Source organism: Delftia acidovorans NBRC 14950 (genome assembly GCF_001598795.1).
Lineage (GTDB): Bacteria > Pseudomonadota > Gammaproteobacteria > Burkholderiales > Burkholderiaceae_C > Comamonas > Comamonas acidovorans.
Genome location: NZ_BCZP01000002.1, coordinates 173,589 through 187,099 on the forward strand (window position 1 = coordinate 173,589; position 13,511 = coordinate 187,099).

Genomic DNA, 13,511 nt, shown 5'->3' on the forward strand with positions numbered 1-13,511 from the left:
CGTTCAGACTCCGTTCAGCTTGAACCCCTGCCGCCCCCCTTGCGCCACGCTTGTTCCGTCCGTATCCGGTGCGCATCCTGATGTGCGAAGGCCCAACCTCCCATGCGAATCCTGCTGGTCGAAGACGATGAGGCACTGGCCCAGGCGGTGGGCAGCTATCTGCGCTCCAAGGCCTTTTTGATCGACAGCGTGCCTTCTCTGGCGCAGGCGCGCGCCTGCCTGGCCGGTGCCAGCTACGCGGCCGTGCTGCTGGACCTGCACCTGTCCGACGGCGACGGCCTGGCGCTCATGCCTACGCTGCGCCGGCTGGAGCAGCCTCCCGTCACCATCGTGCTGACGGCGCGCGACCAGGTCAGCGACCGCATCCGCGGGCTGGACGCGGGTGCCGACGACTATCTGGTCAAGCCCTACGACCCCGAGGAACTGCTGGCCCGCCTGCGCGCCGTGAGCCGGCGCGGCGGCGGCATGCAGGCCGGGCAGGACGCCGTGCTGCGCATGGGCACGCTGGAGATCGACCTGGCCCGCGAAATGGTGCGCGATGCCGGCCGCACGCTGCTGCTCACGCCCAAGGAATGGGCGCTGCTGCGCGTGCTCACGGCCCAGCCGCAGCGTGTGCACGCGCGCGAGCATCTGCTCGATGCGCTCTACGGCTTCGATGCCGAGGCCGACAGCAACACGCTGGAAGTGTTCATCAGCCGGCTGCGCCGCAAGCTCGGGCGCGACCGCATCCTGACCGTGCGCGGTACCGGCTACCGCCTGGCCCTCGAGCATGGATGAGCCGCAGCGCTACAGCCTGGCGCTGCCGCCCCGTCTGGCCGACCAGCTGGCCCGCGAGCTGACACTGGCCCTGGCCGCCGTCTGGCTGGCCTGCGTGCTGGCGCTGGCATGGTATGTCAGCCACATCGTGCACCACAACTTCGACCAGGAAATGATCGACAGCGGCCACCGCCTGCTGGAGGTGGCCGTGCACCAGCTGGAACAGGAGGACCACTCGCGCGAGGGCGTGCAGCGCCCGCATGTGGCCTCGCAGCCGGGCGACGAGGCCGAGGATCTGGTCTACCAGCTGCAGGACGGCCGCGGCAACGTGCTGCTGCGCACCCAGGCCGCCCCCGTGGCAGCCTTTGCCGTGCCCATGCGCGAGGGCTTCTACGAGCGCGAGGGCTGGCGCATCTATGTGGTGGCCCATCCCCGGCAGCCGCTGTTCCTGATGCTGGCCGATCCCATGGTCGAGCGCAGCGAGGCGCTGCAGCGGGCGCTGCTGGCGCTGGGCTCGGTGATGCTGGTCATGCTCGCCCTCATGGGCTGGGCGCTGCGCGTGACCGCGCGGCGGCGCCTGCGCGTGCTGCGCGACATGCAGCTGCAGCTGAGCGAGCGCGGCGGCTCCAACCTGGAGCCGCTGGACCTGGACGCCATGCCGCGCGAGCTGTGGCGGCTGGGCCGGGGCATCAACCACCTGATGCAGCGCCTGTCGCATGCGCTGCAGGTAGAGCGCTCCATGGCTGCCAATGCGGCCCACGAGCTGCGCACGCCGCTGGCCGTCGCCACGCTGCGCCTGCAGACAGCCCTGGACAGGGGCGTGGACAACACCGATGTGCGCGCGGCCTATGAGGCGCTGGAGCGGCTGCGCCAGCGCACGGAAAAGCTGCTGCAGCTGTCGCGCGCGGCCTCGGGCTCGGCGCTGGCGCAGGACGAGGTGCGGCTGGACGCGCTGGCCAGCATGGTGGCCTCCGAGTTCTGGCAGCAGGACGAATCCACCCAGCTGCGGCTGGATGTGGTGCTGCCCGAGCAGCCCTGCGGGCCGGTGGCGGGCGATGTGGACACGCTGGCCATCGCCTTGCGCAACCTGGTGGAGAACGCGCTGCGCTACAGCGATGGCTCGGAGGTGCTGCTCGAAGTCTGCGACAGCCGCACCGTCCAGGTGCGCGACGAGGGGCCGGGCATGGATGCGGCGGCGCTGAGCACCGCGCGCGAGCGCCATGTGCGCCATGTGGACGACCTGCGCCTGCCCCAGGGCACCGTGCGGGAGCTGGCGTCGCCGGGCTACGGCCTGGGCCTGTCCATCGTGTCCATGATCGTGGCCCAGCATGGCGGCAGCCTGGAGCTGCAGTCGCCGCTGCCCGGCAGTTCCAACGGCCTGCTGGCCCGCATTCAGTTGCCGGGATGCGACCCGTCCGTGGATACCGACGCACTGTCCTGATCCGGGGCGCAGGCAGGCGGCAGGGGCGCATCGGCGGGCATGAGCCCGCACAGCCTTGTGTTGCGCTGCAAGGCAGGCAGGGCGGCCAGTTTCTCTACCTCGGCATAGAAACGCTGCCAGCCCTGGGCGGCCTCGCCGCCGGCCTGGGCCGGCGCCTGGGTCTGCGCCTTTTTCCACAGCGCGGTGAAGGCAGGCACCCAGTCGTCGTAGGCGGCCAGCGCGCCAAAGCTGGCGTTGTTGGCATCGGCCACCCACTGGTCCAGCCGCGCCTGGTTGCGGTCGTAGAGCTGGCGCTGTGCATCGGTGGTCAGCAGAGCTGCATCGGCGCTGCGCCATTGCGCGCGCAGCGCGGCGTAGTCGCTGCGGAACTGCTGGTAGATCTGCGCCTTGGCCTGCGCCATGGCGGGGCCGCGCTGCTGCGGGTCCTGGTAGAGCTGCTGCAGCGCCTGGCGCGTGTGGCCGGTCAGTGCCCGCCACTGCGCGCGCCGCAGCTGGCCTGCATCCCAGCGTGCGCGGGCGGCGGGGCCGGCCTCGGTGGCCAGCCACAGCGGCGTGCCCAGGCGCTCCACGGTGGTGGCAAAGGATTCGTTGAAGGCCGTGTCGCCGGCCACATAGACCACCTGGTGGGCCAGTTCGTGGAACAGCAGGCCGGCGAACTCGCCCTCGCCCCAGCCGATGAAAGTGTTGAGCAGCGGATCGCCGCCCAGCCAGTTCAGGTAGCCCAGCGTGGAATAGGCGGGCACGCCGTAGCTGCCGGACTCCAGGCCCTGGTCGGCCAGTTGCCGTGCCTGGGCCATGGCGTCGGCCTCGGCAAAGTAGCCCCGGTAGCCCACGCAGCCGGCCACGGGAAAGCACCAGCGGTGCAGCTCCAGGCTGTCGGGCGGCGCGGCCACCACGTTCCATACGGCAAACGGCCGCTGCAGATCGGCATAGCGGCGGTAGCTGGCGTTGTCGGGCAGGCCCAGGCGCTCCACGGCAAAGGCGCGCATGCGCCGGGCCGACAGCAGGCGCTCGCGCAGTGCGGGCGCAAGGTTCTCGTCCTGCAGCCAGTCGTCAATCGGGCGGCTGGCCTGCAGCAGGTGCATTTGCCCGCGCAGGCTTTGCCAGTAATAACCCAGCCCGTCGCCACCGGCCCCCCGGCTGGCACAGCCGCCCAGCAGCAGGCCTATGCCCACCAAAATCGCGGGCAGGCCGCGCCTGACTACACTCAAGCCTTCTCGCACCCTTGGCTCCCTTGCTGCTTTCATGGACTTCTTCACGCTGGCGATCATTGTCTTCATCGCAATCTACCTGCTCAAGACGCAGCAACAGCGCCGGCATACCCTGCTGCTGGCCCAGTATCTGGGGCGATTCCAGATCGAGAAGCTGATGGGCGGCCTGATCGAAGGCTATCTGCGCGCCCTGGGTGAGAACGACGAGCAGCGCCGTGCCCAGATCTGGACCGTGCTGGACAACACCGAGGCCAACCTGACCGAGCAGTTCCAGCGCTTTGCCAAGGAGATGGCCACGGCCGATCCACAGCTCACGCGCGTGAGCACGCTGCCCGTGGCGCTGCCCTATCTGGACCGGCTCTTTCCCTCGTCGTCCTTCGATCTGCGCGACGCCATGCAGCTGCATGCGCGCGGCATTGCCTCCGTGCGCGTGGCCGACAGCCGCAACGAGGACGAACGCCGTGCGCGCGCCTTCACGATGACGGCCGAGCTGTTGCTCATGCAGTACACCTGTCATTGGTTTTGCAAATCGCGTGCCGTGGCATCCCTGCGGCTGGTCGCACGGCACAAGACGCCCTTCGAGCAAGTGCTTGCTTCGGTGACGGATCAGACACGGCGCGACTACAGGCAGCTGATCGCCTGATCACTGCACCACGGGTGGGGCGCCATGCCCCGCCATGCACAGCCCAGGCTGCGATTGACGCAGTGCTGCTTGCTGTCAAAAATGAACGCCATGACACAAGTGCTGAGCTCCATCGAGGCGCGGCTGGCGTCTCTCCCTGTCCCCGTGGCCGTGATCCTGCCGTCCGGCCAGCGCGCTGGTCCTGCGGATGCGCAGGTGGTGCTGCATTTCCAGACCATGTCGGCCATGGCCAGCCTGGCGGCCGGGCAGATAGGGACACTGGGCGGTGCCATCGTGGAAGGGCTGGTGCGCATCGATGGCCGCATGCGCGACGTGATGGCGGTGGCCGCCAGCCTGCTGCAGTCCGATCCGGTGCGCGGCACATCGCACTGGTGGGGGCATGCCATGGCCCGCATGCGCTCCATGGCCGCGCACACGCTGGCGCGCGACGCCCAGCAGATCCAGTTCCACTACGACATCTCCGACGACTTCTACGGCCTGTGGCTGGACCCGCGCCGCGTCTATTCCTGCGCCTACTTCCGCGATCCGCAGATGACGCTGGCCCAGGCCCAGGAGGCCAAGCTGGAGCACATCTGCCGCAAGCTGGACCTGCGGCCCGGCGAGCGCTTCCTGGACATCGGCGCGGGCTGGGGCGCGCTGCTGCTGTGGGCGGCCGAGCACTACGGCGTCACGGCCACGGGCATCACGCTCTCGCACAACCAGCACCGCTACGTGCAGCAGCTGATTGCCGAGCGCGGCCTGCAGGGCAAGGTGGACATGCAACTGCTGGACTACCGCGCGCTGGCGCCCGCCCAGCCCTTCGACAAGATAGGCTCGGTGGGCATGTTCGAGCATGTGGGCCAGGCCCAGCTGCCCGAGTACTTCCAGACCGTGCACCGCCTGCTGCGCCCTGGCGGCATGGCGCTGATCCACGGCATCACGGCGGGCGGCGTGGACAACACCGAGCTGGGCGCGGGCATGGGCGAGTTCATCGACCGCTACATCTTCCCCGGCGGCGAGCTCATGCATGTGAGCCGCGTGCTGCACGACATGGGCCACAGCGGGCTGGAAATGGTGGACACGGAGAACCTGCGGCCCCACTACGCACGCACGCTGTGGAACTGGTCCGACGCACTGGAAGCCCGGCTGCCGCAGGCGCAGCGTATCCTTGAGCAGCATGCCGATGCCGAAGGTGCCGCCAAGGTGCTGCGCGCCTACCGGCTCTATCTGGCGGGTTGCGCCATGGGATTCGAGCGCGGCTGGATCGCCCTGCACCAGATGCTGTGCACGCATCCCGATGGACGGCTCCAGTCGGGACCCATGGTGGGGGCTCAATCGGACTATGCTTTCAACCGCGAGTACATGTACCGCTGAGTGCATGACACGCCACACAGAAAAAGGATAGCCATGCTCTACAAGTTCAAGTCCCGTGCCACGGCCGACGTCATCATGCTCGAATCCAACGGCCGCCAGGTCCTGGAGATCGTCGGCAAGACGCCCGGCGCCAGCGGCATCATCACGGTGCAGCAGATTCCCGCCGCCATCGAGGCGCTGGAGGCCGCCGTCGCCGACGACGACGCCCGCCGCAAGGCCAACCAGGAAGAGGATGCGCAGGATGGCGACCAGGACAATGCCGCACCGGGCGCACGCGATGCCGTCAGCCTGCGCCAGCGCGCTGCGCCCATGATCGACATGCTGCGCCGCAGCGCCGCCGAGAACAGCGACGTCACCTGGTAGCCGGCGCCTCCCGCTGGCACGTCAGGCGTTGATGCCCTTCATGCCTTCTTCCGTATAGCGCTGCCCGGCCACGGGCAGCTCGTCGCTGGCGCGCCGCAGCTCGTCCAGCTCGCCGGGCGTCAGTGCCACGGACAGCGCGCCCAGGTTGTCCTGCAGATGGGCGATGCGTCGGGTGCCCGGAATGGGCACCACGTCCGGCCCCTGGGCCAGCAGCCAGGCCAGGGCGATCTGCGCAGGCGTGCTGCCCTTGCGCTGCGCCAGGGCCGATACGGCACCCACCAGGGCCTGGTTGGTGTCGATGTTGCCGGGCTGAAAGCGCGGCAGGCTGGCGCGGAAATCGCCCTGCTCGAAGGCCGTGCCGCCATGAAAGCGCCCCGTGAGAAAGCCGCGCCCCAGCGGCGAATAGGCCACCAGCCCCACGCCCAGCTCGCGGCAGGCGGGCAGCACCTCGTCCTCCACCTCGCGCGTCCACAGCGAATACTCGGTCTGCACCGCCGCCACCGGGTGCACGGCATGGGCTCGTCGCAGCGTGGCTGCGCTGACCTCGCACAGGCCGATGCGGGCGATCTTGCCCTCCTGCACCAGCTGCGCCAGGCCTTGCATGGTCTCTTCGATGGGGCGCGTGGCATCGACGCGGTGCACGTAGTACAGGTCGATGCGCTCCACGCCCAGGCGCCGCAGCGAGTCTTCGCAGCTTTGCCGCGCGTACTGCGCGCTGTTGTCTATGCTGCGCCGGTACTCCCCGGCCTTGCGCACGATGCCGAACTTGGTGGCGATCTTCACGCGCGGGCGGCGCGTGGCCAGGAAGCGGCCGATCAGCTCCTCGTTGTGGTGCGGCCCGTAGACATCGGCCGTGTCCAGGAAATCGATGCCGGCCTCCACGGCATGGTCCAGCGCCTGCAGCGCCAGAGCGTCGTCGCGCGGGCCATAGAACTCGCTCATGCCCATGCAGCCCAGGCCCAGGGCGGATACCTGCAGATCGTGGCCAAGTTTGCGTTGTTGCATTGCATATCCTCTTGCTGAAACAAGGGGCCAGTATGGTTTTCCGAAGCGGCCTTGCCTACTGACAAAATCGCGCTTTGATCTTCCATTTTCGGAAAGCATTCCCGAAAAAATTCCCGAAAAACATTCCCGAAAACAAAGGAGCATTCCATTGCAGTGGGACGACGCCCGCATCTTCCTGGCCATTGCCCGCGCCGGCAGCCTGAGCGGTGCCTCGGCCGCGCTGGGGCTTGGCGTGGCCACGGTCTCGCGCCGGCTGGACCGGCTGGAGTCTGCGCTGGCCATGCCCCTGTTCAGCCGCCACCAGAGCGGCTATCGGCTCACCGCCGACGGCCAGGCACTGCTGGCCCCTGCCGAGGCGCTGGAGCAGGCGGCCCAGGCCCTGGGCGATGCCGCGCAAAGCCAGGCACAGGTCGCAGGCGTGGTGCGGCTGGCCACGGCGGAGAACCTGGCCAACCCGCTGATCGTGCCCTCGCTGGTCCCTCTGTTCGCCCGCCACCCGGGTCTGCGCGTGCAGCTGGTCAGCGGAGTGCAGACGCTGAACCTGCACCGGCGCGACGCCGACCTGGCCGTGCGCATGACCCAGCCCGAGGCCGGCCACCTCACGATACGGCGCCTGGGCACGCTGGGCTTCGGCCTGTACGGATCGCCCGGCTACGTGCAAGGCCGCGCAGGCGGCAACGACTCGGACCCGTTCGAGGGCGATGCCTTCATCGGCTGGGACGACAGCCATGCCCACCTGCCCGCCGCACGCTGGATGGCGCGCGCCCTGCGCGGGCGGCCCTGCCGGCTGGAGACCAACACCCTGTCCGCGCAGCTGGCCGCGGCCCAGGCCGGCCTGGGCCTGGCCGTGCTGCCGCATTTCCTGGCGCGGCAGGCGGGGCTGGTCTGCGTGGAGCCGCAGCTGGGCGCCGACCAGCCGATCTGGCTTGCCATGCATGCCGACCTTGCCCATTCACGGCGGGTGCGGGCCGTGGCCGACCACCTGATTGAACTGTTCGAGCGGCGGCATGCCGAACTCGAAGGCCCGGCCTGAGCCGCAGCAGGGGCCGCGCGCCGTGTTAAACACGCACGCAGATTGCGAGAAAGAAAGGACTTCCATGCACCGCCTCCGTCATTCCTCCCGATTCCTGCCCTGGCTGGGCGCGCTGGCCGCCGCGCTGGCACTGGCCGCCTGTGCCGACAGGCCCAAGGCACCCACCGGCCCGCAGGCACCTCCGGGAGCGGCGGCTGCCGTGTATTCGCTGCTGTTTCTGGACAACGCCTCCAACCTCGGCCCCAAGGCGGCGGCCTACTGCATAGGCAACGGCCGGGGCTGGGCGCTGCTGGACCCCGATGCGGGCACGCTGGCCTTGCTCAGCGGCCAGAGCCATGTGCGGCCGGCTTCGGCCTGCGACGTGGGCAAGGGCGGCGAGCAGGTGCTGGACCGGGCCAGCGGCCGGCCGGCGCTGATGTTCGGTGTCGAGCTCGTGCACTGCACGGCCTCGGGATCGCAATGCCTGATGCGCGGCAGCTACTACGAAGGTCCCGGCAACACGCAGAGCAACCTCTACAACGCAAGCCAGCGCGGCGGCAGCTGGCAAGCCGTGATGGCGCTGCGCGGGCCGGCGCCCTGAGCCTGCGTCGCTGCTGTCGCGCGGCTCCCACCAACGAAAAAGCCCGGCCGAAGCCGGGCTTGATCGTGGTTGCAACTGGGCGATCCGTCGCGGTGGTGGTCCTCGGGATCAGTCGGCGTAGGTGCCGGCTGCCTTGATGACCTTGCCCCACTTCTCGATCTCGGCCTGGACGAACTTCTTGTGGCCTTCGGGCTCGATGCGGCCGTCGCTGGCGATCACGGCGCCCAGGGCTTCCTGGCGCTTGATGAACTCGGGGTCCTTCAGGGCGGCCTTCATGGCCTCGTTGACCTTCTTGACGATGTCGGCCGGCGTGCCCTTGGGTGCGTACAGGCCGTGCCAGATGGTGACCTGGAAGTCGGGCACGCCCACTTCGGCCAGCGTCGGCAGGTCCTTCAGTGCGGGCATGACCAGGCGCTTGGGCGTGGTCACGGCATAGGCCTGGACCTTCTTGGCCGTGATCTGGCCCGTGGTGTTGGTGGTCTGGTCGCACAGCAGGTCGACCTGGTTGCCGATCAGGTCGGCGATGGCCGGCGCAGCGCCCTTGTAGGGCACGGGCGTCATTTCGGTCTTCATGGCCGACTGCAGCATCAGGCCGCACAGGTGGGAGGCGGAACCGATGCCGGCATTGGCCAGGTTGACCTTGCCCTGGTTCTTGCCGATCCAGTCCTTGACCTCGGCGAAGTTCTTGGCCGGCAGGCTGGGGCGGCCGATCAGCGTCATGGGCACGTCGTTGATGATGCCGGCGTACTCGAAGTCGTTGAGCACGTTGAACGACAGCTTGCGGTACAGCGACGGGATCGTGGACATGCCGATGTGGTTGATCAGCAGCGTGTAGCCGTCAGGACGGGCACGTGCGGCCTTGGCCGTGCCGATGGTGCTGCCGGCGCCGTCGGCGTTGTCCACCACGATGGTGGCATTGTTCAGGTGCTTGCGCATGGACTCGGCCAGATCGCGGGCCACCTTGTCGGTCGGGCCGCCTGCAGTGAACGGCACGATGAGGGTGATCGTCTTGCCTGCGGCAGGATAGTCCTGCGCATGAGCGCCAATGGCTGCGCCGGCTGCCAGGGCGATGGCTGCGATCTTGAACAATGCTTTCATAGTGTCTCCAGGTGAATGGCGTGCAAATGATACGGGGCGATGCGTTTTCGCCCTAAAGGGCAAACACGCAAAAGAAACCGAATGCACGAGGAGACGAATTTTAAGAATTGTTTCTATTGCGCCGCAGCAGATTCCCTTGCCATTGATCTAGTGCAAACCCTTGGAGGCTTGACAGGCGTCATGTTTTCAGGGTCTGCGACGGCTGCTCGGCGGCGAGGCCGCTGTCCCCCGCGCCTCGGTGGCTACTTGTACGACCTCGCGTCTTCGATCACCTTGCCGTCATTGGGAAGCGTGCCCGGCAGCACCATCTGCACGTCGCCGCGCAGCTTGGTCACTTCGCGCACCGCATCGGACAGCTGCTGGGCCAGGCCCGGTGAGGTTTCGCGGGTTTCGACCAGCAGCTGCATCTGGTCATTGGCCATCTCGCCCGTGACCACCAGCCTTGCCCGCCCCACCTGCGGAAAGCGGCGCACGACGTCGGCAATCTGGCCCGGGTGCACGAACATGCCGCGCACCTTGGTGGTCTGGTCGGCGCGTCCCATCCAGCCCTTGATGCGCGCGTTGGTGCGGCCCGTGGGGCACTGGCCGGGCAGCACGGCAGAGAGGTCGCCCGTGCCGAAGCGGATCAGCGGGTAGTCGGGGTTGAATGTGGTGATCACCAGCTCGCCCACCTCGCCGGGGGCCACCGGGTCGCCCGTGCCGGGGCGCACGATCTCGACGATGACCTGCTCGTCCAGCACCAGGCCTTCGCGCGCCTCGGTCTCGTAGGCGATCAGGCCCAGGTCGGCCGTGGCGTAGCACTGGTAGCCGGCAATGCCGCGCTCGGCCAGCCAGTCGCGCAGCGAGGGCGGGAAGGCCTCGCCCGAGACCATGGCCTTGGTCACGGAGGGGATGGGCAGGCCCATCTCCAGGGACTTTTCCACAATGATCTTGAGGAAGCTGGGCGTGCCCACGTAGCCTGCGGGCTGCAGGTCGGCCATGGCCTGCACCTGCTGCTCGGTCTGGCCCGTGCCGCCTGCGAACACCGTGCAGCCCAGCGCATGGGCGCCGCTTTCCATCATCGAGCCCGCAGGCACGAAGTGGTAGCTGAAGCAGTTGTGCACCAGTTCGCCGGGCCGAAAGCCCGAGGCATGCAGCGCGCGCGCCATGCGCCAGTAGTCGGGGCGGCGGCTTTCGGGCTCGTAGATGGGGCCGGGGCTGCAGAACAGGCGCGGCATGGGCTGGCCCAGGCCAATGGCGTTGAAGCCGCCGAAGATCTGCGCGGGCCGCTGCTCGGCCTGGCGCTGCAGCAGCTCGTACTTGCGCGTCACCGGCAGGCGGGCCAGGGCCTCGCGGCTGGTGATCTGCGCGGCATCGACGCCGGCCAGGATCCGGGCGAAGGCGGCAGAGTGTTGCTGCGCATGGGCGATCTGCCGGGGCAGGGCGGACAGCAGCGCCGCTTCGCGTTCGTCAGGGGTGCGCGTCTCCAGCGCGTCGTAGAAGGCACTCATGGCTAGTCCTGTATGTGGAAAAGGGCAGATGGAGTCCGGCCAGTGATAGTGGTTTATTCCAGAAATTCAGCAACGCCGTTGCCTGCGAACCCGGCGCGGCCCCAGGCGAGAGACACCGAGGAAGGGCCGCCCCGCACCGAGGGTGTCGTCCCCCCCGCGAAGCGAGAGGGGGAAGGCGCGAAGCGACTCAGGGGGCATTCAAGCCAGCCAGCGTTTTCTGCGCTTGTAGCTCTTGACGTCCTTGAAGCTTTTCCGCTCGCCGCCGCCCACGCCCAGGTAGAACTCCTTGACGTCCTCGTTGCTGGCCAGGTCCGAGGCCGCGCCGTCCATGACGATGCGGCCGCTTTCCATGATGTAGCCGTAGTCCGAGTACTTGAGCGCCATGTTGGTGTTCTGCTCGGCCAGCAGGAAGGTGACCTTTTCCTTGCTGTTGAGGTCGCGGACGATGTTGAACACCTCCTCGACGATCTGCGGGGCCAGCCCCATCGAAGGTTCGTCCAGGAGCACCATGCGCGGATTGGCCATCAGCGCGCGGCCGATGGCGCACATCTGCTGCTCGCCGCCCGAGGTGTAGGCGGCCTGCGAGGTACGGCGCGTCTTCAAGCGCGGAAAGTAGTTGTAAACCTTCTCGAGGTTGGCCGCTATCTCGCCCTTGTCAGTGCGCGTGTAGCTGCCGGTCATGAGGTTTTCCTCGATGGTCAGGTGGGCGAAGCAGTGCCGCCCCTCCATGACCTGGACCACGCCGCGCTGCACCAGCTCGGAGGGCGTGAGGCTTTCGATGCGCTCGCCCTCCAGCTCGATCGTGCCCTTGGTCACCTCGCCGCGCTCGCCCTTGAGCAGGTTGGAGATGGCGCGCAGCGTCGTGGTCTTGCCCGCGCCGTTGCCGCCCAGAATGGCCACGATGCTCTCGCGCGGCACCTGGAGCGAAACGCCCTTGAGCACCAGGATCACATGGTTGTAGATGACTTCGATGCCATTGACCACGAGCAGCGGATCGCTGGCGGCCGGGGCGGAGGTGGGTGCGGTGGTCATGGCGTCGTCCATGGGCGTTGATACGAAAGCAGAGTGCGGTGGCCGCAACTCTCGAAGCATCTCTGCGCGGGGCATGCCCCAACTCAGGGACACCGAGGAAGGGCCGCCGCGCACCGAGGGTGTCGTCCCCCTCCCCCGCGAAGCGGGGAGAGAGGGGGAAGGCGCGCAAGCGCCTCAGGGGGTGCAAGTTCTAGCTTTTACGTTCTTTTCCTTGGCGTACTTGTCCGCGTACTCCTTGACCAGCGGTTCGACCATGGACTTGTCGGCCTGGTACCAGTCGGAGACCACCTTCCACTTGGCGCCATCCCACTGGGCGATGCGCGACCAGTCGGTGCCCAGGTGGTTGTCGCAGCTGGTCTTGACGGGGCGGATGATCTTGCCGAAGCCCAGCTCGTTGAGGCGCTCCTGCGTGAGGTTCAGGTTCTCCAGGCCCCAGCGCACCTGCTCGGAGGTCATGACCTTGCCCTTGCCGTATTTTTCCTGCGCCGTGCGGATGGCCTCCACCTGCAGCATGGAGATCACCATGCCGCGCGTGTGGGCCATGGCGCCCAGTTCCTTGGCGTCGGTGGCCGTGCCCTGGCCCTTGTCGTAGACCATGGCCTTGACCTCGTCGTGCACCTTGTCGTGCTCGGCCGTGTTGTGGATGGTCACGGTGTTGTAGCCCTTGGCGCCGGCGCCGATGTCCTTCACGTCATGGTCCGAGCCGGCCCACCAGATGGCGTACATCTTCTCGCGCGGGTAGCCGGTGGCCTGCGCCTCGCGCACGGCCGTGGGCGTCATCACGCCGGCCGACCACAGCAGCACGTAGTCGGGGCGCTGCTGGCGGATCTGCAGCCAGGTCGATTTCTGCTCCACGCCGGGCGCCGTCACGGGCAGCAGGGTCAGGTCGAAGCCTTCCTTGGCGGCGCGTTTTTGCAGCAGCGGAATGGGTTCCTTACCATAGGGCGAGTCGTGGTAGACCAGGGCGATCTTCTTGCCCTTGAGGCTGCCCTTTTCCTTCTTGAGGATGTCCTGGATGATGGAATCGGCCGCTGTCCAGTAGTTGCCCAGCAGCGGGAAGTTCCACTCGAAGACCTTGCCGTCGGCCGACTGCGACAGGCCATAGCCCGTGGTGATGATGGGCATCTTGTCGCCGGGCGCCTTGTCCGTCACGGCGAACGTGATGCCGGTGGACTGCGGATCGAACCCGGCCGCGCCGCCGCCCTTGCCCTTCAGGCGCTCATAGCACTCCACGCCCTTGGCCGTGTCGTAGGCCGTCTCGCATTCCTCGTAGGCGATCTTCACGCCATTGATGCCGCCCTTGGCGTTGACCAGCTTGATGTAGTCCTGCTTGCCATCGGCCCATGGAATGCCCAGCGGCGCGAACTGGCCCGTGCGGTAGACCAGCAGCGGCACGAACTGGTCCTGGGCCTGGGCGGCAGGGGCGGCCACGAGAGCGCCGATTCCAGCAGCGACCGTGGCAGCGGCGATGGCGACTTTCTTGAACATCATGACGTTGTCTCCTAG

The 13,511-nt window shown here is 67.9% G+C and carries 13 protein-coding genes; 7 read left to right on the plus strand and 6 right to left on the minus strand.

Annotation, left to right across the window (positions count from 1 at the left end; translation table 11 throughout):
* Window positions 1–102: 102 nt before the first annotated feature.
* Window positions 103–777 carry a response regulator gene (locus DA1_RS03455; protein WP_013804362.1) on the plus strand — a complete coding sequence of 225 codons (675 nt, stop codon included), beginning with the start codon at window positions 103–105 and terminating at the stop codon, window positions 775–777.
* Window positions 770–2,197 carry an ATP-binding protein gene (locus DA1_RS03460; RefSeq protein WP_034390079.1) on the plus strand — a complete coding sequence of 476 codons (1,428 nt, stop codon included), beginning with the start codon at window positions 770–772 and terminating at the stop codon, window positions 2,195–2,197. Before DA1_RS03455 ends, DA1_RS03460 begins: the two co-directional genes overlap by 8 nt.
* Here DA1_RS03460 and DA1_RS03465 read toward each other — a convergent pair.
* Window positions 2,149–3,420 (minus strand): aminopeptidase, encoded by a 1,272-nt coding sequence (locus tag DA1_RS03465; RefSeq protein ID WP_034390082.1) that lies wholly within the window; start codon window positions 3,418–3,420, stop codon window positions 2,149–2,151. The two genes, DA1_RS03460 and DA1_RS03465, sit on opposite strands and share 49 nt — an antisense overlap.
* A gap of 22 nt (window positions 3,421–3,442) precedes the next feature.
* On the opposite strand from DA1_RS03465, the gene DA1_RS03470 reads away from it, so the two are divergent.
* From DA1_RS03470 to DA1_RS03480, 3 genes are read left to right on the plus strand one after another with little or no spacing between them, the layout of a single operon-like run.
* A complete protein-coding gene (locus DA1_RS03470) occupies window positions 3,443–4,051 on the plus strand; it encodes a hypothetical protein (protein WP_034390084.1) in 609 nt (202 codons plus the stop codon).
* Window positions 4,052–4,075: 24 nt separating this feature from the next.
* Complete coding sequence (locus tag DA1_RS03475) at window positions 4,076–5,404, plus strand: class I SAM-dependent methyltransferase (protein ID WP_034390086.1); 1,329 nt, start codon at window positions 4,076–4,078, stop codon at window positions 5,402–5,404.
* A 33-nt stretch (window positions 5,405–5,437) separates the two neighbouring features.
* Complete coding sequence (locus DA1_RS03480) at window positions 5,438–5,767, plus strand: DUF1840 domain-containing protein (protein WP_034390088.1); 330 nt, start codon at window positions 5,438–5,440, stop codon at window positions 5,765–5,767.
* 21 nt (window positions 5,768–5,788) lie between these two features.
* Here the strand turns inward: DA1_RS03480 and DA1_RS03485 are convergent, their stop codons facing one another.
* On the minus strand, window positions 5,789–6,772 hold the full coding sequence (locus DA1_RS03485; protein WP_034390091.1) for an aldo/keto reductase: 984 nt from the start codon (window positions 6,770–6,772) through the stop codon (window positions 5,789–5,791).
* A 148-nt stretch (window positions 6,773–6,920) separates the two neighbouring features.
* On the opposite strand from DA1_RS03485, the gene DA1_RS03490 reads away from it, so the two are divergent.
* Together DA1_RS03490 and DA1_RS03495 are read left to right on the plus strand one after the other, a co-directional pair.
* Window positions 6,921–7,805, plus strand: a complete 885-nt coding sequence (locus tag DA1_RS03490) for a LysR family transcriptional regulator (protein ID WP_034390094.1) — start codon at window positions 6,921–6,923, stop codon at window positions 7,803–7,805.
* A gap of 64 nt (window positions 7,806–7,869) precedes the next feature.
* A complete protein-coding gene (locus tag DA1_RS03495; RefSeq protein WP_034390096.1) occupies window positions 7,870–8,385 on the plus strand; it encodes a hypothetical protein in 516 nt (171 codons plus the stop codon).
* 108 nt (window positions 8,386–8,493) lie between these two features.
* Here the strand turns inward: DA1_RS03495 and DA1_RS03500 are convergent, their stop codons facing one another.
* From DA1_RS03500 to DA1_RS03515, 4 genes are all read right to left on the minus strand, one after another.
* Window positions 8,494–9,483 carry a tripartite tricarboxylate transporter substrate-binding protein gene (locus DA1_RS03500; RefSeq protein ID WP_034390099.1) on the minus strand — a complete coding sequence of 330 codons (990 nt, stop codon included), beginning with the start codon at window positions 9,481–9,483 and terminating at the stop codon, window positions 8,494–8,496.
* 242 nt (window positions 9,484–9,725) lie between these two features.
* Window positions 9,726–10,973: a phenylacetate--CoA ligase family protein gene (locus tag DA1_RS03505; RefSeq protein WP_034390101.1), complete on the minus strand. Its 1,248-nt coding sequence runs from the start codon at window positions 10,971–10,973 to the stop codon at window positions 9,726–9,728.
* 198 nt (window positions 10,974–11,171) lie between these two features.
* On the minus strand, window positions 11,172–12,005 hold the full coding sequence (locus DA1_RS03510; protein ID WP_016446597.1) for an ABC transporter ATP-binding protein: 834 nt from the start codon (window positions 12,003–12,005) through the stop codon (window positions 11,172–11,174).
* A gap of 174 nt (window positions 12,006–12,179) precedes the next feature.
* Window positions 12,180–13,496 carry an ABC transporter substrate-binding protein gene (locus DA1_RS03515; RefSeq protein WP_013804351.1) on the minus strand — a complete coding sequence of 439 codons (1,317 nt, stop codon included), beginning with the start codon at window positions 13,494–13,496 and terminating at the stop codon, window positions 12,180–12,182.
* Window positions 13,497–13,511: the final 15 nt, after the last annotated feature.

Coding starts and splice junctions, on each gene's coding strand:
- DA1_RS03455 (WP_013804362.1), top strand. CDS start 103: ATGCGAATCCTGCTGGTCGAAGACGATGAGGCACTGGCCCAGGCGGTG.
- DA1_RS03460 (WP_034390079.1), top strand. CDS start 770: ATGGATGAGCCGCAGCGCTACAGCCTGGCGCTGCCGCCCCGTCTGGCC.
- DA1_RS03470 (WP_034390084.1), top strand. CDS start 3,443: ATGGACTTCTTCACGCTGGCGATCATTGTCTTCATCGCAATCTACCTG.
- DA1_RS03475 (WP_034390086.1), top strand. CDS start 4,076: ATGCCCCGCCATGCACAGCCCAGGCTGCGATTGACGCAGTGCTGCTTG.
- DA1_RS03480 (WP_034390088.1), top strand. CDS start 5,438: ATGCTCTACAAGTTCAAGTCCCGTGCCACGGCCGACGTCATCATGCTC.
- DA1_RS03485 (WP_034390091.1), bottom strand. CDS start 6,772: ATGCAACAACGCAAACTTGGCCACGATCTGCAGGTATCCGCCCTGGGC.
- DA1_RS03495 (WP_034390096.1), top strand. CDS start 7,870: ATGCACCGCCTCCGTCATTCCTCCCGATTCCTGCCCTGGCTGGGCGCG.
- DA1_RS03500 (WP_034390099.1), bottom strand. CDS start 9,483: ATGAAAGCATTGTTCAAGATCGCAGCCATCGCCCTGGCAGCCGGCGCA.
- DA1_RS03505 (WP_034390101.1), bottom strand. CDS start 10,973: ATGAGTGCCTTCTACGACGCGCTGGAGACGCGCACCCCTGACGAACGC.
- DA1_RS03510 (WP_016446597.1), bottom strand. CDS start 12,005: ATGACCACCGCACCCACCTCCGCCCCGGCCGCCAGCGATCCGCTGCTC.
- DA1_RS03515 (WP_013804351.1), bottom strand. CDS start 13,496: ATGATGTTCAAGAAAGTCGCCATCGCCGCTGCCACGGTCGCTGCTGGA.